This is a genomic window from uncultured Jannaschia sp., assembly GCF_947494025.1.
Taxonomy (GTDB): domain Bacteria; phylum Pseudomonadota; class Alphaproteobacteria; order Rhodobacterales; family Rhodobacteraceae; genus Jannaschia.
Window position 1 is genome coordinate 154,503 of the sequence record NZ_CANLTQ010000005.1, and the last position, 22,460, is coordinate 176,962.

General features: G+C 69.0%; 22 protein-coding genes. 18 read left to right on the top strand and 4 right to left on the bottom strand.

The window, feature by feature from the left end; translation table 11 throughout:
* Nucleotides 1-115 precede the first annotated feature (115 nt).
* The 8 genes from Q1B08_RS09860 (at nt 116) to Q1B08_RS09895 (ending at nt 9,848) form a co-directional block, all read left to right on the top strand.
* Nucleotides 116-835, top strand: coding sequence for a hypothetical protein (locus tag Q1B08_RS09860; protein WP_299817633.1), 720 nt, complete (start codon nt 116-118; stop codon nt 833-835).
* Nucleotides 832-1,269, top strand: coding sequence for a GFA family protein (locus Q1B08_RS09865; protein WP_299817634.1), 438 nt, complete (start codon nt 832-834; stop codon nt 1,267-1,269). The genes Q1B08_RS09860 and Q1B08_RS09865 overlap by 4 nt, the downstream gene beginning before the upstream one ends.
* A complete protein-coding gene (gene gltB, locus Q1B08_RS09870; RefSeq protein WP_299817636.1) occupies nt 1,266-5,804 on the top strand; it encodes a glutamate synthase large subunit in 4,539 nt (1,512 codons plus the stop codon). The genes Q1B08_RS09865 and gltB overlap by 4 nt, the downstream gene beginning before the upstream one ends.
* 126 nt (nt 5,805-5,930) lie before the next feature.
* On the top strand, nt 5,931-6,668 hold the full coding sequence (gene mtgA, locus Q1B08_RS09875; RefSeq protein ID WP_299817638.1) for a monofunctional biosynthetic peptidoglycan transglycosylase: 738 nt from the start codon (nt 5,931-5,933) through the stop codon (nt 6,666-6,668).
* Nucleotides 6,669-6,700: 32 nt separating this feature from the next.
* Nucleotides 6,701-7,366: a glutathione S-transferase family protein gene (locus Q1B08_RS09880; RefSeq protein ID WP_299817836.1), complete on the top strand. Its 666-nt coding sequence runs from the start codon at nt 6,701-6,703 to the stop codon at nt 7,364-7,366.
* Nucleotides 7,367-7,382: 16 nt separating this feature from the next.
* A complete protein-coding gene (gene queG, locus Q1B08_RS09885) occupies nt 7,383-8,399 on the top strand; it encodes a tRNA epoxyqueuosine(34) reductase QueG (protein ID WP_299817640.1) in 1,017 nt (338 codons plus the stop codon).
* Nucleotides 8,396-9,259: an SDR family oxidoreductase gene (locus Q1B08_RS09890; RefSeq protein WP_299817642.1), complete on the top strand. Its 864-nt coding sequence runs from the start codon at nt 8,396-8,398 to the stop codon at nt 9,257-9,259. Before queG ends, Q1B08_RS09890 begins: the two co-directional genes overlap by 4 nt.
* A gap of 85 nt (nt 9,260-9,344) precedes the next feature.
* Nucleotides 9,345-9,848 (top strand): L,D-transpeptidase family protein, encoded by a 504-nt coding sequence (locus Q1B08_RS09895; RefSeq protein ID WP_299817644.1) that lies wholly within the window; start codon nt 9,345-9,347, stop codon nt 9,846-9,848.
* 133 nt (nt 9,849-9,981) lie between these two features.
* On the opposite strand, the gene Q1B08_RS09900 is transcribed toward Q1B08_RS09895, so the two are convergent.
* Nucleotides 9,982-10,497: a CAP domain-containing protein gene (locus tag Q1B08_RS09900; RefSeq protein ID WP_299817645.1), complete on the bottom strand. Its 516-nt coding sequence runs from the start codon at nt 10,495-10,497 to the stop codon at nt 9,982-9,984.
* A 195-nt stretch (nt 10,498-10,692) separates the two neighbouring features.
* Here Q1B08_RS09900 and Q1B08_RS09905 point away from each other — a divergent pair, with 195 nt between their 5' ends.
* From Q1B08_RS09905 to radC, 3 genes are all read left to right on the top strand, one after another.
* Nucleotides 10,693-11,280: a L,D-transpeptidase family protein gene (locus tag Q1B08_RS09905; protein ID WP_299817647.1), complete on the top strand. Its 588-nt coding sequence runs from the start codon at nt 10,693-10,695 to the stop codon at nt 11,278-11,280.
* 153 nt (nt 11,281-11,433) lie between these two features.
* Complete coding sequence (locus Q1B08_RS09910) at nt 11,434-11,622, top strand: ferrochelatase (RefSeq protein WP_299817649.1); 189 nt, start codon at nt 11,434-11,436, stop codon at nt 11,620-11,622.
* A gap of 452 nt (nt 11,623-12,074) precedes the next feature.
* Complete coding sequence (gene radC, locus Q1B08_RS09915; protein WP_299817840.1) at nt 12,075-12,770, top strand: DNA repair protein RadC; 696 nt, start codon at nt 12,075-12,077, stop codon at nt 12,768-12,770.
* Between the two features lie 102 nt (nt 12,771-12,872).
* Here the strand turns inward: radC and Q1B08_RS09920 are convergent, their stop codons facing one another.
* From Q1B08_RS09920 to Q1B08_RS09930, 3 genes are all read right to left on the bottom strand, one after another.
* Nucleotides 12,873-13,979 carry a site-specific DNA-methyltransferase gene (locus Q1B08_RS09920; RefSeq protein ID WP_299817651.1) on the bottom strand — a complete coding sequence of 369 codons (1,107 nt, stop codon included), beginning with the start codon at nt 13,977-13,979 and terminating at the stop codon, nt 12,873-12,875.
* Between the two features lie 111 nt (nt 13,980-14,090).
* Nucleotides 14,091-14,714 (bottom strand): ribonuclease HII, encoded by a 624-nt coding sequence (locus Q1B08_RS09925; protein ID WP_299817653.1) that lies wholly within the window; start codon nt 14,712-14,714, stop codon nt 14,091-14,093.
* A 49-nt stretch (nt 14,715-14,763) separates the two neighbouring features.
* Nucleotides 14,764-15,309, bottom strand: coding sequence for a hypothetical protein (locus tag Q1B08_RS09930; RefSeq protein ID WP_299817655.1), 546 nt, complete (start codon nt 15,307-15,309; stop codon nt 14,764-14,766).
* Nucleotides 15,310-15,453: 144 nt separating this feature from the next.
* Here Q1B08_RS09930 and Q1B08_RS09935 point away from each other — a divergent pair, with 144 nt between their 5' ends.
* The 7 genes from Q1B08_RS09935 to Q1B08_RS09965 all read left to right on the top strand — a co-directional run bounded on the left by Q1B08_RS09935 (nt 15,454) and on the right by Q1B08_RS09965 (nt 22,454).
* The gene (locus Q1B08_RS09935) at nt 15,454-15,741 is read left to right on the top strand and encodes a hypothetical protein (RefSeq protein ID WP_299817657.1); all 288 of its coding nucleotides are present in this window, start codon (nt 15,454-15,456) and stop codon (nt 15,739-15,741) included.
* Entirely contained in the window at nt 15,713-16,414 is a 702-nt protein-coding gene (locus Q1B08_RS09940) for a hypothetical protein (protein WP_299817659.1), read from the top strand. Before Q1B08_RS09935 ends, Q1B08_RS09940 begins: the two co-directional genes overlap by 29 nt.
* 17 nt (nt 16,415-16,431) lie before the next feature.
* Nucleotides 16,432-16,767 carry a hypothetical protein gene (locus Q1B08_RS09945; protein WP_299817661.1) on the top strand — a complete coding sequence of 112 codons (336 nt, stop codon included), beginning with the start codon at nt 16,432-16,434 and terminating at the stop codon, nt 16,765-16,767.
* Nucleotides 16,764-17,693: a Stealth CR1 domain-containing protein gene (locus tag Q1B08_RS09950; RefSeq protein ID WP_299817663.1), complete on the top strand. Its 930-nt coding sequence runs from the start codon at nt 16,764-16,766 to the stop codon at nt 17,691-17,693. Before Q1B08_RS09945 ends, Q1B08_RS09950 begins: the two co-directional genes overlap by 4 nt.
* A gap of 132 nt (nt 17,694-17,825) precedes the next feature.
* On the top strand, nt 17,826-19,559 hold the full coding sequence (locus Q1B08_RS09955; RefSeq protein WP_299817843.1) for an ABC transporter ATP-binding protein: 1,734 nt from the start codon (nt 17,826-17,828) through the stop codon (nt 19,557-19,559).
* Between the two features lie 225 nt (nt 19,560-19,784).
* Entirely contained in the window at nt 19,785-21,392 is a 1,608-nt protein-coding gene (locus tag Q1B08_RS09960; RefSeq protein ID WP_299817665.1) for an ABC transporter substrate-binding protein, read from the top strand.
* A 105-nt stretch (nt 21,393-21,497) separates the two neighbouring features.
* A complete protein-coding gene (locus Q1B08_RS09965; protein ID WP_299817667.1) occupies nt 21,498-22,454 on the top strand; it encodes an ABC transporter permease in 957 nt (318 codons plus the stop codon).
* The last annotated feature ends 6 nt before the right edge of the window (nt 22,455-22,460 follow it).

Genomic DNA, 22,460 nt, shown 5'->3' on the forward strand with positions numbered 1-22,460 from the left:
GGGACCGGGGGCGTGTTACGGCTGTGTTACGGCTGTGTTACGGCTGTGACACGGCGCGTGCCCTGCGCGCGGCGCAATGGGTCAGCACCGCTGTCCCGACCGGGCGGGGCGGGACGTGAACGCCGTTCCGGCCCCCGAGGTGGAGACGATCCTGCGGGACGACGACCTGCTGCTGCGCTGGCTTCCGGGGCGGGCACGGCGACTGGTCGTGGTGTTCACCGGGATCCGGGCGGGCTTCGGCGGCGAGCCGCTCGACGAATTCGCCGGCAGCGCGTCGCGGAGCGGAGAGAACAATGTCCTGTTCGTGACCGACCGGCGCGGCAGCTGGTACGCGGCGCCGGGGCTCTGGCGGCGCATCGTCGCGCTGATCGACGAGCTGAAGGCGCGGGCGCGGATCGACGAGATCGTCTCGCTCGGCAACTCGATGGGCGGCTACGGGGCGCTGCTGCTGCCGCGCGATCTGCGGGTGGTGCGGGCCGTCGCCTTCTCGCCGCAGGTGTCGCTCGATGCCCGGGCGACGGGCGACCGGCGCTGGCCCGACGTGGCCGCCCGGTTCGGGCCGCCGCCGGCGTTGAGCGTGGCCGACACCTTCGCCGCGACGCGGACGCAATATTACCTGCTGGCGGGCGGGGCCTGCGCCGGGGATGTCGCGCATCTGGCGCTCGTGCCCGAATCGCGGCGTGTGCATCGCTGGATCCTGCCGGACGGGCGCCACAACATCGCGCGGGCCTTCAAGGAGGCCGGATTGCTGCGTCAGGTGATCGGCGCGATCATCCGGGGCCGGAAACGGCGGGTCGACACGCTCTGCCGGCGCTACGCGGAGGGATTGGGATGACCGACACGATCGAGGGGCGGTGCCTGTGCGGTGCCTGCCGCATCACGGTGGGCGGTGCCCACGAGGCGGCCGTCGGCGCCTGCCACTGCGCCATGTGCCAGCGCTGGACCGGAATGTTCCTCGCGGCCTTCACGGCCGAGGCGGCGGCGGTCCGCGTCGAGGGGCCGGTCACGCGCCATGCCTCCTCGGATTTCGCGGAGCGCGCCTTTTGCGCGACCTGCGGCAGCCATCTGTGGTTCCGCGAGACGGGTTCGACCGACGCGGATTACGAGCTGATGCCGGGCCTCTTCCGGGAGGCCGCGGACTTCCCGCTGACATCCGAAATCTACGTCGATCGCCGGCCCCTCTACGCGACCTTGTCCGGCGATCACGCCCGCAAGACCCGCGCCGAGGTGGAGGCGCAGACTCAATTCGTCGAAGGAGACGACCCATGACGCATTACTTCACGGACTGGGAACGCGACGAAGTGGCCCGGCGCGGGGCGATGGAGGCCACGAGCCTTTATCGCGAGGAGAGCGAGCACGCCTCCTGCGGGGTCGGGCTGGTCGTCAACATCGACGGCTCGCGGTCCCGCAGGGTGGTCGAGGCCGGGATCGACGCGCTCAAGGCGATCTGGCACCGCGGCGCGGTGGATGCCGACGGCAAGACCGGCGACGGCGCGGGCATCCACGTCCAGATCCCGGTCGAGTTCTTCCGCGACCAGATCCGGCGCACCGGACACGAGCCGCACGAGGGGCGGCGCATCGCCGTGGGGCAGGTCTTCCTGCCGCGCAACGATTTCGGCGCGCAGGAGGTCTGCCGGACCATCGTGGAGAGCGAGGTCCTGCGGATGGGCTACTACATCTACGGCTGGCGCCACGTGCCGGTGAATATCGGCGTGCTGGGCGACAAGGCGAACGCGACCCGGCCCGAGATCGAGCAGATCCTGATCTCCAACGTGAAGGGCGTGGACGAGGACACGTTCGAGCGCGAGCTCTACGTGATCCGCCGCCGGATCGAGAAGGCGGCGCTGGCCGCGCAGGTGGCGGGGCTCTACCTCGCGTCGCTGTCCTGCCGGGGGGTCATCTACAAGGGCATGATGCTGGCGCAGCACGTGGCCGAGTTCTATCCGGACCTGAAGGACGCGCGCTTCGAGAGCGCCTTCGCGATCTACCACCAGCGCTATTCGACAAACACCTTCCCGCAATGGTGGCTGGCGCAGCCGTTCCGGATGCTGGCCCATAACGGCGAGATCAACACGCTGAAGGGCAACATCAACTGGATGAAGAGCCACGAGATCCGCATGGCCTCGGCGACGTTCGGGGACTGGGCCGAGGACATCAAGCCGATCGTGCCGATGGGCGCGTCCGACTCGGCGGCGCTCGATTCGGTGTTCGAGGTGCTGGTGCGCGCGGGGCGGACGGCGCCGATGGCGAAGACGATGCTGGTGCCCGAGAGCTGGTCGCGGCAGGCGGTGGAGCTGCCGGATGCGTGGCGCGACATGTACGCCTATTGCAACGCGGTGATGGAGCCGTGGGACGGGCCGGCCGCGCTGGCCATGTCGGACGGGCGCTGGGTCTGCGCGGGGCTGGACCGCAACGGGCTGCGCCCGATGCGCTACACGGTGACGGGCGACGGCATGCTGATCGCCGGGTCCGAGGCGGGCATGGTGCCGGTGGACGAGGCGACGGTGGTCGAGAAGGGCGCGCTGGGCCCCGGCCAGATGATCGGCGTCGACATGGAGACGGGCAAGCTGTTCCACGACCGCGAGATCAAGGACAAGCTGGCGGCGGACCGGCCGTTCGGCGACTGGGTCGGACGGATCACCGACCTCGAGGCGGTCACCAAGGGCGTGGCCGAGCTCGCCGTGCATTCGGGCGACGAGCTGCGCGCGCGGCAGGTCGCGGCGGGCTATTCGGTGGAGGAGATCGAGCAGATCCTCGCGCCCATGGCCGAGGACGGCAAGGAGACGCTGGCCTCCATGGGCGACGACACGCCCTCAGCCGTGCTGTCGGAGAAATACCGCCCGCTGAGCCATTTCTTCCGGCAGAGCTTCAGCCAGGTGACGAACCCGCCCATCGACTCCCTGCGGGAGTTCCGGGTGATGAGCCTCAAGACGCGGTTCGGCAACCTCAAGAACGTGCTCGACGAGGATGGCAGCCAGACCGAGATCCTCATCCTCGACAGTCCGTTCGTGGGCAACGCCCAGTTCGAGGCGATGTTCGGGCATTTCGAGGACAACGCGGTCACGCTCGACTGCACCTTCCCGGCGGGCGGCCGGATGGGCGCGCTGCGCGCGGGTCTCGACAGGCTGCGCGCCGATGCCGAGGACGCGGTGCGCTCGGGGGCGGGGCACATCGTCCTGACCGACCGGATGCAGGGGCCGGACCGGGTGCCGATGCCGATGATCCTCGCCACGAGCGCGGTGCATTCGTGGCTGACGCGCAAGGGCCTTCGGACCTTCTGCTCGATCAACGTGCGCTCGGCGGAATGCATCGACCCGCATTACTTCGCGGTGCTGATCGGCTGCGGGGCGACCACGGTGAACCCCTATCTCGCGCAGGACACGCTGGCCGACCGGATCGGGAAGGGGCTGCTCGACGGCTCGCTCGACGAGGCGGTGGCGCGTTATCGCGGCGCGATCGACGCGGGGCTGCTGAAGATCATGGCGAAGATGGGGATCTCGGTGGTCTCGTCGTATCGCGGCGGGCTCAACTTCGAGGCGGTCGGCCTGTCCCGCGCGATGGTCGCGGAATTCTTCCCCGGCATGTTGTCGCGGATCTCCGGGATCGGCACGAACGGCCTGCAGAAGAAGGTCGAGGCGGTCCATGCCTCGGGCTGGCACGGGGCCACGAACATCCTGCCCATCGGCGGCTTCTACAAGGCGCGGCGCTCGGGCGAGCGGCACGCCTGGGAGGCGCAGACGATGCACATGCTGCAGGCGGCCTGCGACCGGGGCAGCTACGAGCTCTGGAAGCAGTTTTCCGGCGCGATGCAGGCCAACCCGCCGATCCACCTGCGCGACCTTCTGGCGATGAAGCCGCTGGGCGAGCCGGTGCCGATCGAGGAGGTCGAGTCGATCACGGCGATCCGCAAGCGGTTCGTGACGCCCGGCATGTCGCTCGGCGCGCTGTCCCCCGAGGCGCACAAGCTCCTGAACGTGGCGATGAACCGGATCGGCGCGAAGTCCGATTCCGGCGAGGGCGGCGAGGATCCGGCGCATTTCGTGCCCGAGTCGAACGGCGACAACCCGTCGGCCAAGATCAAGCAGGTCGCGTCGGGGCGCTTCGGCGTGACGGCCGAATACCTCAACCATTGCGAGGAGCTGGAGATCAAGGTCGCGCAGGGCGCGAAGCCCGGCGAGGGCGGCCAGCTTCCGGGCATGAAGGTCACCGACCTGATCGCGCGGCTGCGGCATTCGACCAAGGGCGTGACCCTGATCTCGCCGCCGCCGCACCACGACATCTACTCCATCGAGGATCTGGCGCAGCTGATCTACGACCTGAAGCAGATCAACCCGCGGGCCAAGGTGACGGTGAAGCTCGTCGCGTCCTCCGGCGTGGGCACGATCGCGGCGGGCGTGGCGAAGGCCAAGGCCGACATCATCCTGATCTCCGGCCATAACGGCGGGACGGGAGCGAGCCCCGCGACCTCGATCAAGTATGCCGGCCTGCCCTGGGAGATGGGCCTGACCGAGGCGCATCAGGTCCTGTCGATGAACAACCTGCGCGAACGGGTGACGCTGCGCACCGACGGGGGGCTCCGGACCGGGCGCGACATCGTGATGGCGGCGATGATGGGAGCCGAGGAATACGGCATCGGCACCGCCGCGCTGATCGCGATGGGCTGCATCATGGTGCGGCAATGCCAGTCGAACACCTGCCCCGTGGGCGTCTGCACGCAGGATCCGCGCCTGCGCGAGAAGTTCACCGGGACGGCCGACAAGGTGGTGAACCTCATCACCTTCTACGCCACGGAGGTGCGCGAGGTGCTGGCCGCGCTCGGCGCGCGCAGCCTCTCCGAGGTGATCGGGCGGGCGGACCTCCTGACGCAGGTGTCGCGCGGCGCCGCCCATCTCGACGACCTCGACCTGAACCCGCTGCTCATCACCGTCGACGGGGCGGACCGGATCGTCTACGACCGCGACAAGGCGCGGAACCCGGTGATGGACACGCTCGACGCGCAGATCGTCCAGGACGCGGCGCGGTTCCTCGACGACGGCGAGAAGATGCAGGTCTCCTACGCGGTGCAGAACACGCACCGGACGGTGGGCACGCGGATCTCCAGCCACATCGTCTCGCGGTTCGGGATGCGCAACACGCTCCAGCCCGACCACCTGACGGTGAAGCTCCACGGCTCCGCCGGGCAGTCGCTGGGCGCCTTCGCCGCGCCCGGGCTGAAGATCGAGGTTTCGGGCGACGCCAACGACTACGTGGGCAAGGGCCTGTCGGGCGGCATCATCGTCGTGCGGCCGCAGATGGCGAGCCCGCTGCGCGCGGACCGAAACACGATCATCGGCAACACGGTGCTTTACGGCGCGACGGACGGCCACCTTTTCGCCGCCGGGCGCGCGGGCGAGCGCTTCGCGGTGCGCAATTCCGGCGCGCGGGTGGTGATCGAGGGCTGCGGCTCCAACGGCTGCGAGTACATGACGGGCGGAATCGCCGTGATCCTGGGCGAGATCGGCGCGAATTTCGGGGCCGGGATGACGGGCGGCATGGCCTATCTGTACGACCCCGAGGGCGCCGCCCCCGCGCTGATGAACATGGAGACGCTGGTGATCTGCCCGGTCACCGTGCCGCATTGGCAGGCGGAGCTTCGCGGCCTTGTCGAGCGGCACGCGGAGGAGACCGGCTCCAGAAAGGCGCGCGCGCTCCTGTCGGACTGGAGCGTGGAGATCGGCAACTTCCTCCAGGTCTGCCCGAAGGAAATGCTGACCCACCTGTCCGCGCCCCTGAGCACCGAGGTCGACGCGATCCCGGCGGAGTGAGCCGGGACGACGCGGCGCGAACGGGCCCCCGCGCAAGGCCCGTTCCCTGTCCGGCGGGGCGCGGGTCCGCGGATCCGGCCCTTTGCCGCTTTTCCGCGGCCGCCCCACGGGTTAGGGCGTGACGCCATGGCGGCGAGGACGAACACGCGACGCAAGGGCAAGGGGGACGCGACGGGCGGCCCGGGCGTGGCCGGACGCCTGCGTTCGGCCTTGCGCATCGCCCTGCGGGTCGCGGCGGCGCTCGCGGTTCTGGCCGTGCTTTGGGTGCTGTCCTATCGCTGGATCGACCCGCCGACGACGCCCTACATCGTGGCGGAATCCGCGCGGCTGGGCGGGGTGGAGCGACGCTGGACCGATCTGGAGGACATCGCGCCGGTGATGGCGCGCGCCGTGGTCGCCGCGGAGGACGCCAATTTCTGTCGCCACTGGGGCTTCGACATCGTGGCCATCCGCCGGGCGATCGCGGCGGGCGGCGATCGCGGCGCCTCCACCATCAGCCAGCAGGTGGTCAAGAACGCGGTGCTCTGGCAGGGCCGGTCCTGGCCGCGCAAGGCGCTGGAGGCGTTGCTGACCCCGGTCGCGGAGGCGGTCTGGCCCAAGCGGCGCCTCGTGGAGATCTACCTCAACGTGGCCGAGATGGGGCCGGGCGTCTTCGGGGCGGAGGCGGCGGCGCGGCACTGGTTCGGGATCGGCGCGGGGGAACTGACGGCGCGGCAGGCGTCGCTCATCGCGGCGATCCTGCCCGCGCCGAAGCGGCGCGACCCGACCCGCCCGTCGGACTTCGTGGACCGCCGGGCCCGGTCCATCGCGGACGGGGCGGCGACGATACGCGCCGACGGCCGCGCGGCCTGCTTCGAGGATTGAAACCGCCCGCGGGAGCGGGCATGCCCGTGGCCATGATCCAGCTCTACCATTTCGCCCTGTCGCCCTTTTGCCGCAAGGTCCGGCTCGTGCTGGCCGAGAAGAAGCTCGAGGTGGAGCTGGTCGACGAGCGCTACTGGGAGCAGGGCTCGGAGTTCCTGCGCCGCAACCCCGCGGGCAAGGTGCCGATCCTCAGGATCGACGGGCTGACCCTCGCCGAGTCGGGCGCGATCTGCGAATATCTCGAGGAAACGCGGCCCGAGCCGGCGCTGATGCCCGACGGGGCGGCGGAGCGGGCCGAGGTTCGGCGCCTCGTGGCGTGGTTCGACGACAAGTTCCATCAGGAGGTGACGTCCAAGCTGGTCTACGAGCGCATCCACAAGAAGCTGACGCGCGCGGGCTACCCGGACGGCGCCAGCATCAAGCAGGGGGTGCGGGCGATCAAGTTCCACCTCGACTACATGGGCTGGCTTCTGGACCGGAACCGCTGGCTCGCCGGGTCGAGCCTGTCGATGGCCGATTTCGCGGCGGCGGCGCATCTGAGCTGCCTCGACTATTCGTCGGACGTGGACTGGAACCGCAACGAGGCGGTGTCGACCTGGTACGCCAAGATCAAGTCGCGCCCGGCCTTCCGGTCGGTCCTGGCCGACGTGGTGCCCGGGTTCCGGCCGGCGAAGCATTACGCGGATCTGGATTTCTGATGGCGCCGGGGGCGCCTTGAGCTTCCGGGCGCGGCTCGACGCGGAGGCCCGCGCGGCGGGCTTCGTCGCGAGCGGGGTCTGCCGGCCCGACGCGATCCCGGATGCGGGCGTGCGGCTGCGCCAGTACCTCCGGGACGGACACCACGGCACGATGTCGTGGATGGGCGAGCGCGTCGCCTGGCGCGGCGATCCGGCGTCGCTCTGGCCCGAGGCGCGCTCCGTGGTGATGCTCGCCCATTCCTACGCGCCCGAACACGACCCGCTGGACGACCTCGACCGCGCGGAGGACGGCGCGGTCAGCGTCTACGCGCAGGGGCGGGATTACCACGACGTGGTCAAGAAGGCGCTGAAGCGCGTGGCCCGCTGGATCGTGGCCGAGGCCGGGGCGGAGGTGAAGGTCTTCGTCGACACGGCGCCGGTCATGGAAAAGCCGCTCGCGCAGGCTGCCGGGATCGGCTGGCAGGGCAAGCACACCAACGTGCTGGGGCGGGCGTTCGGCAACTGGGTGTTCCTGGGCGCGATCTTCACGACGCTGGATCTGGCCCCCGACGCGGCGGAGGCGGAGCATTGCGGCTCCTGCACGCGGTGCCTCGACATTTGTCCGACCGACGCCTTTCCCGCGCCGTTCCGGCTCGATGCGCGGCGCTGCATCTCCTACCTCACGATCGAGCATGCGGGGCCGGTGGACGAAGAGTTCCGCCCGGCGCTCGGCAACCGGATCTATGGCTGCGACGACTGCCTCGCGATCTGCCCGTGGAACAAGTTCGCGGCCCGGGCCTCCGACCTGCGCTATCACGGGCCGCACCGCGCGCCGCCGCTGGCGGAACTCGCCGCGCTGGACGATGCGGAGTTCCGGGCGCGGTTCTCCGGCTCGCCGATCAAGCGGATCGGGCGGAACCGGATGGTGCGGAACGTCTGCTACGCGATCGGCAATTCCGGCGCCCCGCGTCTGAAGCCTGCGGCGCAGGCGCTCTGCGAGGATGCCGACCCGGTCGTGGCGGAGGCCGCCCGCTGGGCGGCGGCGCGGCTGTGAGCGTGCTCCTGAGCTTCGGGCACGGCTATTCGGCCCGGTCGCTGGCCCCGTCGCTCCTCGCGGAGGGGTGGGAGGTGATCGGGACGACCCGGTCGGAGGAGAAGGCGCACGCCTTGCGCGCGGAGGGCGTGACGCCCGCGATCTTCGGCGCGGACCTATCGGCGGAGATCGCGCGCGCGACGCATGTCCTCGTCTCGGCCGGGCCGGGGGAGGACGGCGATCCGGTGCTGAACGCCTATCGCGACGCGCTGGCCCCCCATATCGGGCGTATGGCCTGGATCGGATACCTTTCGACCACGGGCGTCTACGGGGACCACGACGGCGGCTGGGTGGACGAGACGACACCGCTCGCCCCCACGACGCGACGCGGGCGCTGGCGGGTGGCGGCGGAGGCGGCGTGGCAGGGATTCGCCGCCGAGACGGGGGCGGCGCTGCACATCTTCCGGCTCGCGGGCATCTACGGGCCGGGCCGGGGGCCCTTCGCGAAGGTGCGGGCCGGAACGGCGCGGCGGATCGTGAAGCCGGGCCAGGTCTTCAGCCGCATCCATGTCGAGGACATCGCGGGGGTGCTGCGTGCCTCGATCGCGCGTCCCCGGGCGGGCGCGGTCTACAACCTCTGCGACGACGACCCGGCGCCGCCGCAGGACGTGATCGGTCACGCGGCCGACCTGCTCGACCTGCCGCCGCCGCCCGAGGTCGTGTTCGGGGAGGCCGAAATGACGCCGATGGCGCGCAGCTTCTACGCCGAGTCGAAGCGGGTCCGGAACGACCGGATCAAGGACGAGCTCGGCGTGCGGCTGCGCTTCCCGGACTACCGGGCCGGGCTGGCGGATCTGTTGCGGCGCGAGCGCGATTTCTGAGATTGGCAAGAACCGCGTTCCCGGATGGGCGGAAACGCGCTAGAAGGCGCTCGGGACAGTGCAACGACAAGAGTGCAGACAGGCCATGAAGAACATTACCCGCCGGGGCGCGCTCGCCCTCGGCGCCGGTGCAGCCGCGATGCTCGCGGGGTGCGGTGGCAAGTTCATGACGTATGACGGCCCGGCGGTCACGCGGGTCATCATCCACAAGTCGGGCCGGCAGATGTACCTGCTGAACGGGCAGACGGCGCTGAAGGCCTGTCCGGTCCAGCTCGGCTTCACGGCGCACGGCCCGAAGCGGTTCGAGGGCGATGGCCGCACGCCGGAGGGGCGTTACTTCATCGATCGTCGCAACCCGAACTCCGCCTTCTACCTGTCGATCGGGATCGACTATCCCAACGCCTTCGACCGGGCCTATGCCGAAAGCCTCGGAAAGCGGCCGGGCGGCGACATCTTCATCCACGGCTGGGGCGAGAAGAAGCGCGGCAGCAGGGACTGGACCGCCGGCTGCGTCGCGGTGACGAACAAGGAGATGCGTCACGTCTACGCGATGGTGCGGAACGGGACGCCGGTCGACATCTACGCCTGAGACAGGGACGGGAGCGACCCCCGGCCAAAGTTTCGAAGGTTTCCCATGCGGGCGCGGCAGAAAGTATCGTGCCGCGCCCGATCTTGCCGTCGAACGATTACGGACGGGTCCAGCGCACCGGACCGCGGGCCCGTCAGGTGCCGACGTTGAGCGTGTACCAGATCTTGCCGTTGGGCTCCTGGAAGAAGGCAAAGCCCATGCGGCGCGCCTCCGGATCCAGCAGGACGCGGCGGGGTCCCGGCTCCTCCAGCCAGGCGGCGACGGTCTCGAGCTCGGTCTCGTAGGTCTCCGAGATCGCCTCCCCGAGCAGGCGGCCGTCGAAGCCGACCCGCTGCGCCCGGTCGATGGGGGAAGATCCGTCGGAGCCGAAGTGCCAGGGGCGGTTCTGCAACGACATGTCGCGCGAATGGGTCTCCGCCGCGGCCGAAAGCGTCGAGTCGAGGGTCAGCGGCGCGACGTCCGCCCCCGCGCGCAGCGCGTTCACCGCGTCGAGCGCGCGAAACGGGATGCGTCGTTTGTCGGCGCCGGAGATGCGGTAGACCGGCGGCAGCGGTCGCCCGTCGGGCCCGATCGCAGGCGCCGGCGGCGGCGTCGAACAGGCGGCCAGGGCGGTCGATCCGAGGAGGACCAGGGCGGTGCGTCGGTTCATCTGAATCCTCCGGCGATATCAGGCACTCGTTTCGCGAGTATAGCGGAGCGGTTCGCGGTGCAAATGCCTAGACGCTTTGGCGGCGGCGGGGTCGCGCGTGGCCGCGCGTTTGATTTGCCGGCCCGTCCCCCTATTCTGGGATTGGACACCTCTCGGGCGACGCCCCGCAACCTTCCGACGTCAGGAGTATCAGCCATGCGCCAATTCGACCGCCGTGCGTTCCTCGCGACCGGTGCCGCCGCCGCGACCTCCCTCGCAATCCCCGCCCGCGCCCAGTCCGTGCCCGACACCGTGCAGATGGAGGAGCCGATCGGCGCCAGCACGATGCGCAACACGGCGAGCTTCCGGACCGTCGACTGGCGCGACCATTTCAGCAACCTCCGCAAGGGCGCCATCCTCGTCGATATCGACAGCCGGGCGCTGCACATGTGGGAGGAATCGGGGACCTATCACCTGTATCCGTCCTCCGTTCCGCAATCGGAGGAGATGACCCGCAAGGGGCGGACCCGCGTGGTGCGCAAGGTCGAGGGACCGACCTGGCGACCGACGCCCAACATGCGCCGCCGCAACCCCGAATGGCCCGCCGTGGTGCCCCCGGGGCCGGAGAATCCGCTGGGCACGCATGCGCTCTATCTCGGCTGGACCTATTACCGGATTCACGGCACGCACGACAACCGCAAGATCGGGCGGCGCTCCTCCTCGGGATGCATCGGGCTCTACAATGCCCATATCGCGCAGGTTTTCGCGATGACGGACGTGGGAACCCAAGTGTTGCTTATTTGACGAGGTGCGGGCGAAAGCGCGGGGCGCCGTCCTCGGCTTCGTTGCAAGCGCTTGGTCCGACTGTTTATCGAAAGTCACGAGGTACAGTCTTGGGTGCCATATGGTGTGGCAACTGTCGCCTCACCGATGGCGTATCTTGGAGGATAATGACCTATGAAGAAAATCGCACTCGCCGCCGTTCTCGCGGCCACCGCCGGTACCGCGTTCGCGGGCAACATCGCGCCGGCTCCGGTCGAGCCCGAGCCCGTCGTGATTGTCGAGGACACCTCGTCCTCCTCGACCGGCATCATCGTTCCGATCCTCGCGCTGATCCTGCTCGCCGCGGCTGCCGCGTCGGACTGATCCGATCGGGATCGAGGGTAGGAAGGGCGTCCTCGGGACGCCCTTTTTCGTTTCGCGGGGGTCTTTCCGCGGGCGAGGGACGAAACGTCCTTAACGCTCCGTTTACCCTGATGGCCTAGCTCCCGCCGCATGACCGGACGGAGACGGACATGAAGCGGCAGCGATCCACCGATCCCCTGAGCCTTGCGGGTATCGCCAACTACGCGCGCTGGCTGACCCGCCAGCCGCAGGCGTCGAGGCCGGCTCCGGCGGTCAACGAGCGGCTTCTGCCACCGCCGGCGAAGCCGCGGGAGCGGCGAACGGGGTTTGCGGAGGATGCCGAGCAGGGCCTGAAGGACCTCGAGGCGCGCTCGATCCCGATCGATGTCCGGCCCGAGCTGCCCCCCGTTTCCACGCCCGGCTACTACCCGAACCGGAAGCTTTCGACCGAGGAGAGCGCCGGCGGCGGCCTCGTGACGCAGCCGGACGGCTCCCGCAGGCCGCATTACTGGGGGCACCGCGAGCGTCTGCGGACCCGGTTCCTCGCCGGCGGCCACAAGGCGATGCCGGAATACGAACTGTTGGAGCTGCTCCTGTTCAACGCGATCGAGCGGATCGACGTGAAGCCGCTCGCCAAGCGCCTTCTGGCGGCCTTCGGCGACCTGAACGGGGTCATCGTCGCGACCGAGCCGCAGATCCTCCGCATCGAGGGGGCCACGTCGAAGGTCTTCTACCAGCTTCGCCTCGCGGAGGCCTTCGCGCACCGGATGGGGCAGGCGAAGGTGCTCAACCGCCACGTCCTGTCCTCCTGGTCGGACGTGATCTCCTATTGCCGCACCACGATGGCGCATCTGAAGACGGAGCAGTTCCGCATCCTGTTCCTGGACCGGAAGAACACCGTGATCGCCGACGAGGAGCAGGCCTCCGGCACCGTGGACCACGTTCCCGTCTATCCGCGCGAGGTGGCGCGACGGGCGCTGGAACTGAGCGCGAGCGCCCTGATCCTCATCCACAACCATCCCTCGGGCGATCCGACGCCGAGCGAGGAGGATATCGAGATGACGGGGCGCATCATGGCGGCCTGCGGCGCGCTCGACATCGTCGTGCACGACCATATGATCATCGGCAAGAACACCGAGACGTCGTTCCGTTCCGCCGGGCTGATCTGATTCAGGGAAAAGAAACCCCTGAACCCGACAGGCGGGAACAGGGGTTCAAGTCGCGCCCGCCGGACATTGGACAGCGGGCGCAGGCGGTAACTCGTGTCGTCCTCAGCCGGTCTTGACCATCTCGGCCCGGATCTGCTGGCGCAGCGTGTCGATGGGGACGATTTTCCCCTCGCGCTTGAAGTGCCAGTAGGTCCAGCCGTTGCAGGACGGCGCGCCCTCGTAGGCGGCGCCGACCTGGTGGATCGATCCCTTCACGCCGTCGCCGCTCAGCGTGCCGTCGACGCGGATCCTGGCGCGAAAGCGGCCGTTGCCGGATGACAGCTCCTCGCCCGGGCGCAGCATGCCGCGCTCGACGAGCTGGCCGAAGGGGACGCGCGGCTCGGCGCGCTTGGATGCCGTGACCTCCAGCGCCGGCGTGTCGGCGACGCGGACGCGGGCGATGCGTTCGGCGGCGAGCTGTCGGTACTCCGCCTCGCGCTCGATTCCGATGAAGTGCCGGCCCAGCATCGTCGCGACCGCGCCGGTCGTGCCGGTGCCGAAGAACGGGTCCAGCACCACGTCGCCGGGATTGGTCGTCGCCACCAGAAGCCGGTGCAGCAGCGCCTCGGGCTTCTGCGTCGGATGCGCCTTCTCGCCGCGCGCGTTCTTGAGCCGCTCGTGCCCGGTGCAGATCGGGAAGGTCCAGTCGGAGCGCATCTGCACGCCCTCGTTCAGGGCCTTCATCGCCTCGTAGTTGAAGGTGTATTTCGACCGTTCCGATTTCGACGCCCAGATCAGCGTCTCGTGTGCGTTGGTCAGGCGCTTGCCGCGGAAGTTCGGCATCGGATTCGTCTTGCGCCAGACCACGTCGTTGAGAAGCCAGAACCCCTGATCCTGCAGCGTGGCACCGACACGGAAGATGTTGTGGTAGCTGCCGATCACCCAGATCGCCCCGTCGGGCTTCAGGATGCGGCGAGCCGCCCGCATCCATTGCCGGGTGAAGGCGTCGTAGGCCTTCAGGCTTTCGAACTGGTCCCAGTCGTCGTCCACCGCGTCGACCCGGCTCATGTCCGGCCGATGGAGGTCGCCGCGCAGCTGCAGGTTGTAGGGGGGATCCGCGAAGATCAGGTCGACCGAATTCTCGGGAAGGGAGTCCATCGCCTGCACGCAGTCGCCGGACATGATCGTATCGAGCGGAAGCGCGCACGCCTCCGGGGATTGTACTGCCATCGTCTCTCGCCTCGAACGGCGCCCTCGTTTTCCGGGGTCGCCTTGTTGTTGTGAGGCGAAGATGGCGGCGGCGGCGTTAACTTTCCACAGACTGATTGAGGCAGAAATGTGTCACGCCTCGACGCACAACATCTTGCGGATCGGCGCGAAGGTTCTCCGATGATGTTGTGTCACCCCATGCTGCAATAATCCTGCGCGGTGTGTCGCCGTGCCGTAGCCGGCATTCGACTCCCAGCCGTAGCCGGGAAATTGTTGCGCCAGCGCCACCATGCCTTGATCCCGCCGCGATTTCGCGAGGACCGACGCTGCCGCAACGGAAAGGGAGCGGGCGTCGCCGCCAACGATCAGGTCGTGCGCGCAGGCCACCCAGCCGGGCTTGTCGTTGCCGTCGATCAGGATATGGCAGGGCGGCGCGGGCAAGGCCGCGACCGCGCGGCGCATGGCGAGATGAGTGGCCTGACGGATATTCAGGATGTCGATCTCCTCCACGCTGGCCTCGCCGAAGCCGATCTCGCAGCAGGCCGCGAGGAAGGGAACGAGCGCCTCCCGCCGCGCCGCGCTCAGCTTCTTGCTGTCGTCGAGCCCGTCGGGCGCCGGTCCGATCAGATGCACGGCGCAGGCGACGACGGGCCCGGCCCAGGGACCGCGGCCGACCTCGTCCAGCCCGACGACGATGCGGGCGCCGCGCCGGCGGGCGTCGTGTTCGTAGTCGAGATTTGGGGGCAGGGTCGGCATCGGCCGGACCCTGCCCCCCTCCCGGCGTGGCGTCAACGCGGGGGGAGCGTCAACGCCGTGCGGTGCGGGGAGTCCAGCCCTCGGCCTCGAGGCAGCGTGCCGCGTAGAGCGCCTTGGGGTTCGTTTCGGTGCCGATGCGGCGGAGGCATCGCGGCGGCAGAAGGCCCGGCCGGGCCACGGCGTTCCGCATGCAGGCAGCCTCGTAGCCCGCAACGGGGCCGTCCGGGACGCGGGCCGCGTCGTGGCATTGCTCCGGCAGGATGCGCGTTTCGCGGGGCGCGGGCATCGTGTCGTAGGGAAAAGGCGGATCCCATGGCGGCAACCTGTCCTCCTCGATGCGCGCGACGGGGCGGGGGCTCCGGTTCGGGGCGGTCGGCGCGGCCCGGCCGAGCACGACTTCGGCGGGCCGGGACCGGGCGACCGGTACGTCCGGGGCCGTCCCGTCGCGGTTCCGCTCAATGATCTCGCTCAGTGCGTAGAGCGCGACGAGCCCGCCGATCACCCGCAGCGCGTCCTTCCTGTCGGCCTGCGCGGGCGCAGCGAAGGACAGGGCCAGCGCCAGCGCGACGATGGCGGCGATCGGGCAGCGGAACATGGCGCGTCTCCTCGCGGTCGGAATATGGAACGGGGCAACGGCCTCCTCGCCGTCAGGGGGCCGGACGGGCAATGACAGGGCGTTGTCATGAAATAACCGACGGCTCCCATTGCCTGTCAGCGCCCGCTGACGCATCAAGATCGCATGCGGATCGCGCTTCTTCCTCTGGCTCTTGTCGCCGCTCTGACGCTCGCCGATGCGGCGGGGGCGGCATGCTACGCCGATTACAAGGCCAAGAAGGACGATCCGCTCCGGCTGCATTACGGCGTGATCGAGGTCGGGGACGGCAATTGCTCGGCCGGGGCCGCCGCCTCGGTGATCCGGGGCCGGCTCGGCGACGGCTGGCAGCTTCTGGAGGTCGAATCCGTCTTTGGCCCCGAAGGCCTGGAACAAAGGAAGGGTCGTGCCGGCGAGTTCTTCCTCCGTTACTGAAACCCGGGCCGTTTCGGCCAGGATCGTGGGCTTCGGCATCGCGGCCATCGTGGTGATCCTCGCCGCGGCGGCCGTGTTCCTGTTCGCGACGTTGCCCGACGGCAACGCCTTCAACGCCCGGGTGGAGCGGCTCTTCATCGAATCCGACCTGACGCAGCGCGCGGAAATCCGGCTTCTGGAGGTGCTGGCCCAGTCCGGGACCGCGTTCAGCGACGTGCTGGCGAGCTACCGGGTCATCATCTTCGTCCTTCTCGTCTTCGCGACCGCGCTTCTCATCGCCTGCGTCGTGCTGCTGGTCGCGATCGTCACGCTGAACCGGCGGATGGGGGAGATCGAGCGGTCGGGCATCCAGGTCACGTCATTGATCCTCGCGCGGGCGGAGAACGCGGTGATGCTGAACGACATCGAGCTGAAGCTGACCGACGCCGCGATGGAAACGCTGAGCGTTCTGGCCGAGGCCCGGCTCGACGGCGACATGCTGACCGGCGCGCAGATCGAATCGGTCATCACCGGCAAGCCCGAAGCGGATTGCGAGGAGGCGGCGGGCGCCACGCGGATCAAGCGGCTGCGCGACGCGCTCGGCAACCAGATCGTGACGCAGCTCCTGATCCGCAACATCACGCGGCAGGGCTACGTTCTGGCACTCGATCCGAAGGTGATCCGGATGACGTGACGGGCTAGTGATCCGTCATGCCCGATTATCCCCGAACCCCCGACGGCCGCTATTTCGTCGCCAAGGGCCGCCTCTGGCGGTGCAGCGATCCCTCCCTGTCCGAGCCCGACCGCAAGGCGGCGGTGCGCGCGCTGATGGACGCGCGCCGGGCGGTTCGCGACGCAGTCGACGAGGCGGAGACCCGCGCCGCCCGCGACCGCGTGCAGGCGGCGAAGGAACGGCTGGGCGAACGCGGACCGGTCTGGTGGGACGACGGCGCACCGGACCGAACGCGGCACGCGCCGTGGAACACGGATTACGCGGAATGGTGGGCATCGCTCGACACCGCGGCGCAGGGGCAGGGGCGGGAATGATCGACGCCGTCATCACCTGGGTGGACGGCGACGATCCGGCCCACCGCGCGCGGCGGGCGCGGTACGAGGCTCGCGGCGCCCACCCCGAGGCGACCGCCACCACGCGCTTCGCCAGCTCGGGCGAGCTTCGCTTCGCCGTCCTGTCGCTTCTGCGGTTCTGTCCCTTCGTGCGTCGGATCCACGTCGTGACCGATGCGCAACACCCGGCCTGCCTCGATACGCTGCGCTCGGTCCCCGCCGATGCCGCCCGGATCCGCGTGGTCGACCATCGGGCGGCGTTCGGGGTCCATGCCGACCTGCTGCCCGTCTTCTCCTCGCGCTCCATCGAGACGATGATCCACCGCATCCCGGACCTCGCGGAGCGATTCCTGTATCTCAACGACGACATCTTCGTCGGACGCCCGATGCGCGAACGCGACTACTTCGACGGCGACCGTCCCATTCTGCAGGGCCATTGGCGCCGGTTCCCGAACCCCGCCGTCGCGTGGCTCAAGAGGCGCGTCCGGTCGGAGCGTCCCGGCTTCGGCGCCGCGCAACGGCAGGCCGCACGTCTGGCCGGGGCGCGCGGGCGGTATTTCTTGCTGGAGCATCAGCCGCAGCCGATGCGCCGGTCCACGCTCGCCGGGTTCTATGCCGGCGATCCCGCAGTCCTGCGCCAACAGGCGGGGCACCGCTTCCGCTCGCCCGAACAGGTCTCGCCCCTTGGCCTCGCCGCGCATCTGGAGATCGCGGCCGGCGCCCGGACGATGGCGCCGCGCGACATCGGCTATGTCCGCCCGGGCCGCCCGGGCGGGGCCGCGCTCGCGCAGGTCATGGCGCGGCTGGGGGCGGACGCCTACGCCTCCTTCTGTGTCCAGAGCCTCGACCGCTTTCCGGAGGCCGATCGTGCCACCGTCCTGTCGGGGCTCGCCGCGCGCTACGGCTGAGCGCCCCGTCGCTGGACCGGAGCCGGCGCAGCGGCTAGACGCCGGGGCGATCCCGACGATGCCGAACAGGAAAAGGCGCAGGACTTGCCCAAGGTCAGTTCCATCAAACGGCGCCCCAAGGCCGAGCGGGCGATGACCGACCGCCAGATGTTCGCCCGTCTCTGGCGCGAATACCTGCGCCCGCACGCCCCGATGATCGCCTTCGCGGCGCTTCTGATGGTGATGGAGGGCAGCACGCTGGGCATCCTGTCCTGGATGCTGAAGCCGATGTTCGACCTTGTTTTCGTCGACGGACGCGAAAGCGCGATCCTGTGGGTGGGGTTCGGCATCTTCGGTCTGTTCCTGATGCGCGCCGTCACGGGGGTGCTGCAGCGGATCGTGATGACGCGGATCTCCAACAGGACCAGCGCGGCGATGCAGGTCGACCTGCTGCGCCACGTGCTGACGCTCGACAGCGGCTTCTTCCAGTCGATGTCGCCCGGCACGCTGATCTCCCGCGTCTCCTCCGACGCCAACGCGACGCAAGGGATCTGGTCGGCGCTGATCCTCGGCGCGGGACGCGATGCGGTGGCGCTCGTCTCACTCGTCGTGGTGGCCGTCGTGATCGATCCGCTCTGGACGCTCGTGGCGGTGGTCGGCACGCCGCTCCTCGTCCTGCCGAGTCTCGTCCTGCAACGCTACCTGCGCCGCAAGAGCGCCCGGCTGCGCGACATCTCGGCGGCCCGGACGACCCGGCTCGACGAGATCTTCCACGGCGTCACCCCGGTCAAGCTGAACGCGCTCGAGAATTATCAGAACGGCCGGTTCGCCGCGCTGACCGACGCCTTCGTTTCCGCCAAGGTCAAGGCGGCGGGCGGCTCGGCGATGATCCCGGGCTTCATCGACATCGCCATCGGCCTCGGCTTCTTCTGCGTGCTGCTCTACGGCGGGCAGGAGATCATCGACGGCGACAAGACGGTGGGCGACTTCATGTCGTTCTTCACCGCGATGGCGCTGGCGTTCCAGCCGCTGCGCCGGCTGGGCACGCTCGCGGGGACGTGGCAGATCGCCGCCGCGAGCCTCGAGCGGGTGTTCGAGCTGTTCGACACGCCGCCGACCGTGCCGATCCCCAAGGTCGCCGCGCGTCCGCCCGAATTGCCCGACACGGAGATCCGGTTCGAGAACGTGAGCCTGTCCTACGGCAGCGCCGAGGTGCTGCGCGGTCTCGACTTTATCGCGGATTCCGGGGGGACCACGGCCCTCGTCGGGCCGTCGGGGGCGGGCAAGAGCACCGTGTTCAACGTCCTCACCCGGCTCGTCGAGCCGTCGGGCGGACGCGTCACGATCGGCGGGCGGGACATTTCCGAAATCGAGGTCGGAAGTCTTCGCGCGCTTTTCTCCGTGGTGAGCCAGGACGCGCTCCTTTTCGACGAGACGGTGCGGGAGAACATCCTTCTCGGACAGAAGCACGTCACGGAGGCGCAGCTGCAGGCCGCCCTCGACGCGGCGCATGTCAGCGACTTCCTGGACGGACTGCCGAACGGGCTCGACTCCCCCGCCGGGCCGCGCGGGTCGAACCTTTCGGGCGGGCAGCGACAGCGGGTGGCCATCGCCCGCGCGCTCCTGCGGGACACGCCGATCCTGCTCCTTGACGAGGCGACTTCGGCGCTCGACGCGGCGGTGGAGGCCAAGGTGCAGGACGCGATCGCCACGCTTTCGAAGGGGCGCACCGTTCTCGTCATCGCGCACCGGCTTTCCACCATCACCGACGCCGACCGCATCGTCGTGATGGATCGCGGACAGGTGGAGGATATGGGTCGGCACGCGGAACTCCTGACCCGCGGCGGCATCTTCGCGGGCCTGCACGCGCTGCAATCGAACCGCTAGGCCCCAAGCGCCCGAACTCCCGCAGGAGACTGCCCGGAAAGCATAATTCCGAACTTATCTTGCGCCGGTCCGCGTCGCGCGGCGTCCATAACCCCCGTTCCCGGCAGAAACCCGGTGGCATTGAGGCGGCCTTCATGTTCTTTTGTGTCGACCGGGCCTGCGCCAGCGGGCCCGATACGTATGAGAAGGCGTGCGTTGGAGCGCGTCCGAGATTTGGGAGACACCATGTCGAAGAAGAACCAGGAACAGATCGATCGCCTCGCCGACGCCGCCCGCCGCGGCGGCCTCTCGCGCCGCGACTTCATGCATTATTCCGTCGCCGCCGGCCTGACCGCGACCACGGCAACGGGTCTCTGGACCACGAAGGCCGCGGCCCAGCCGAAATCGGGCGGCAACTTTCGCTGGGGTCTCCATGACGGCAACACCTCGGACACGCACGATCCGGGCACCTACGTGACGCGCCAGAATATCTTTCTCGCCCATACCCATCGCAGCTACCTGACGATGATCATGGGCGACGGCTCCCTCGGGCCGGACCTCGCCGACAGCTGGGAGGCGAACGAGGACGCGACCCAGTGGATTTTCGAGCTCAACCAGGACGCCAGCTTCCATAGCGGCAAGCCGGTGACCGCCGACGACGTGATCGCGTCGCTGAACCACCACCGCGGCGACGACACGACCTCCGCCGCGAAGGCGCTTCTGACCGACGTGTCCGACATCACCAAGGACGGCGACCACACCGTCGTCGTCACCCTGTCGCGCGGCAACGCCGACCTGCCCTGGCTGATGACCGACTACCACTTCGCGGTCTGCCCGGCCAACGACGACGGCACGATCGAATGGCAATCGGGCGACGGTTCGGGACCCTACAAGATCGACTCGGGCGAATGGGGCGTGCAGTTCACGCTGAGCCGGCACGACGGCTGGCACCGCGAGGGGGCCTATTTCGACACGGTCGAGCTCCTGACGCTGAACGACCCGAACGCGCGCCAGACTGCGCTCGTCACCGGCGACGTGGACGCGGTATCGCTGATCGAGCTCAAGACGATGGCGCTCCTGCAGCGCGATCCGAACCTCGTGATCCACAACGTGCCCTCGGCCGCGGCGATCACCATGCCGATGTTCTGCGACCAGGCGCCGTTCGACAACGTGGACGTGCGCAACGCGCTGAAGCTCGCCATGAACCGCGACGAGATCATCGAGAAGATCACCTTCGGCGCCGCGACCAAGGCCAACGATTTCCACCATTCGCCGGCGCAGCCCTACTATCCCGAGGGCATCCCCCAGCGGGACTACGATCCCGACCAGGCACGCTCGCTGTTGAAGAAGGCGGGGGCCGAGGGACTCACGATCAGCCTCAGCGCCGCCGACAGCGTTTATACGGGCGCGGTCGACATGGCCGTCCTTTATGCGGAACAGGCGCGGGCCGCAGGCATCAACGTCAACGTCGTGCGGGAGCCGAACGACGGCTACTACTCGGACGTCTGGCTGAAGAAGCCGTTCTGCCTCGTCTCCTGGGGCGCGCGCCCGACGCCGGACGTGATGTACACGCTGGCCTACAAGGACGACGCGGCCTGGAACGAGAGCCACTGGCAGAACGAGCGGTTCAACGAGCTCCTGCTGGCGGCGAAGTCGGAACTCGACAATTCGCTCCGCGCGGAGATGTATGCTGAGATGGCGATGCTGGCCCGCGACGACGGCGGCACCATCATCCCGTTCTTCAACAACTTCGTCTACGCGAACCGCGCCAATGTCGGCACGCCCGAAGAGCTGGCCGCGAGCTGGGAGAACGACGGCGCCCGCGCCGCGAGCCGCTGGTGGTTCAACGACTGATCGCGAAAGGTCCGGCCCGGCTTCGGCCGGGCCGCAACACGATCATTCCTTACGGACAACAAGACGCCGGCATGCCAACGCCGGATCGGCAGGCCGGAGGCACGGATGTCTGACATCTTCAAATTGGTGGCGAAGCGACTGGGGCTCGGGCTCGTGACGCTGTTCGTCGTCTCGATCCTCATCTTCTTCGCCGTGGAGCTGTTGCCCGGCGACATCGCGCAGGCGGTACTGGGCCAGGGCGCGACGGAGGAGACGGTCGCGCGCCTGCGCGAGCGGATGGGGCTCAACGATCCCGCGATCATGCGCTATCTCAACTGGCTCGGCGGCGCGCTCCAGGGCGATTTCGGAGTGTCGCTCATCTCCGGCACCAGCGTGACCGAGGCGATCACGCAGCGGTTCCTCAACACGCTGTTCCTCGCCGCCTACGCCGCGGTCATCGCCGTGCCCTTCGCGATCATCCTGGGCGTGCTCGTCGCGCTGATGCGGGACACGCTCTTCGACCGGGCGGCGAACGTGCTGACGCTCACCTCGATCTCCTCGCCGGAGTTCTTCCTGGGCTACGTCCTGATCCTGTACCTGTCGGTCAAGACCGGCTGGTTCCCCGCAATCTCCAGTCTGTCGCCGGGCATGGGTTTCGGCGAGCTTCTCGAGCGGACGTTCCTGCCGGCGCTGACGCTCGTCCTCGTCGTGACCGCGCACATGATGCGGATGACGCGGGCAGCGATCATCAACCTTCTGGCCTCCCCCTATATCGAGATGGCCCGCCTCAAGGGGATGCCGCCCTGGAAGGTGATCGTGAAGCACGCGCTTCCGAACGCCTGGGCGCCCATCATCAACGTCGTCGCCCTGAACCTCGCCTACCTCATCACCGGGGTGGTGCTGGTCGAGGTCGTGTTCGTCTATCCCGGCATCGGCCAGCTCCTGGTTGATGCGGTGTCCAAGCGCGACTTCCCGATCGTGCAGGCGTGCTGCCTCATCTTCGCGGCGACCTTCATCCTGCTGAACCTCGCCGCCGATGTGGGGTCCATCCTGACAAATCCGCGTCTGCGGCATCCCAAGTGAAGGCGG

Bases quoted from the DNA above. Each gene is read 5' to 3' on its own strand.
- Q1B08_RS09865 (WP_299817634.1), top strand. From the start codon at position 832: ATGACCGACACGATCGAGGGGCGGTGCCTGTGCGGTGCCTGCCGCATC.
- gltB (WP_299817636.1), top strand. From the start codon at position 1,266: ATGACGCATTACTTCACGGACTGGGAACGCGACGAAGTGGCCCGGCGC.
- mtgA (WP_299817638.1), top strand. From the start codon at position 5,931: ATGGCGGCGAGGACGAACACGCGACGCAAGGGCAAGGGGGACGCGACG.
- Q1B08_RS09880 (WP_299817836.1), top strand. From the start codon at position 6,701: ATGATCCAGCTCTACCATTTCGCCCTGTCGCCCTTTTGCCGCAAGGTC.
- Q1B08_RS09895 (WP_299817644.1), top strand. From the start codon at position 9,345: ATGAAGAACATTACCCGCCGGGGCGCGCTCGCCCTCGGCGCCGGTGCA.
- Q1B08_RS09900 (WP_299817645.1), bottom strand. From the start codon at position 10,497: ATGAACCGACGCACCGCCCTGGTCCTCCTCGGATCGACCGCCCTGGCC.
- Q1B08_RS09905 (WP_299817647.1), top strand. From the start codon at position 10,693: ATGCGCCAATTCGACCGCCGTGCGTTCCTCGCGACCGGTGCCGCCGCC.
- Q1B08_RS09910 (WP_299817649.1), top strand. From the start codon at position 11,434: ATGAAGAAAATCGCACTCGCCGCCGTTCTCGCGGCCACCGCCGGTACC.
- Q1B08_RS09920 (WP_299817651.1), bottom strand. From the start codon at position 13,979: ATGGCAGTACAATCCCCGGAGGCGTGCGCGCTTCCGCTCGATACGATC.
- Q1B08_RS09925 (WP_299817653.1), bottom strand. From the start codon at position 14,714: ATGCCGACCCTGCCCCCAAATCTCGACTACGAACACGACGCCCGCCGG.
- Q1B08_RS09930 (WP_299817655.1), bottom strand. From the start codon at position 15,309: ATGTTCCGCTGCCCGATCGCCGCCATCGTCGCGCTGGCGCTGGCCCTG.
- Q1B08_RS09935 (WP_299817657.1), top strand. From the start codon at position 15,454: ATGCGGATCGCGCTTCTTCCTCTGGCTCTTGTCGCCGCTCTGACGCTC.
- Q1B08_RS09945 (WP_299817661.1), top strand. From the start codon at position 16,432: ATGCCCGATTATCCCCGAACCCCCGACGGCCGCTATTTCGTCGCCAAG.
- Q1B08_RS09950 (WP_299817663.1), top strand. From the start codon at position 16,764: ATGATCGACGCCGTCATCACCTGGGTGGACGGCGACGATCCGGCCCAC.
- Q1B08_RS09955 (WP_299817843.1), top strand. From the start codon at position 17,826: ATGACCGACCGCCAGATGTTCGCCCGTCTCTGGCGCGAATACCTGCGC.
- Q1B08_RS09960 (WP_299817665.1), top strand. From the start codon at position 19,785: ATGTCGAAGAAGAACCAGGAACAGATCGATCGCCTCGCCGACGCCGCC.
- Q1B08_RS09965 (WP_299817667.1), top strand. From the start codon at position 21,498: ATGTCTGACATCTTCAAATTGGTGGCGAAGCGACTGGGGCTCGGGCTC.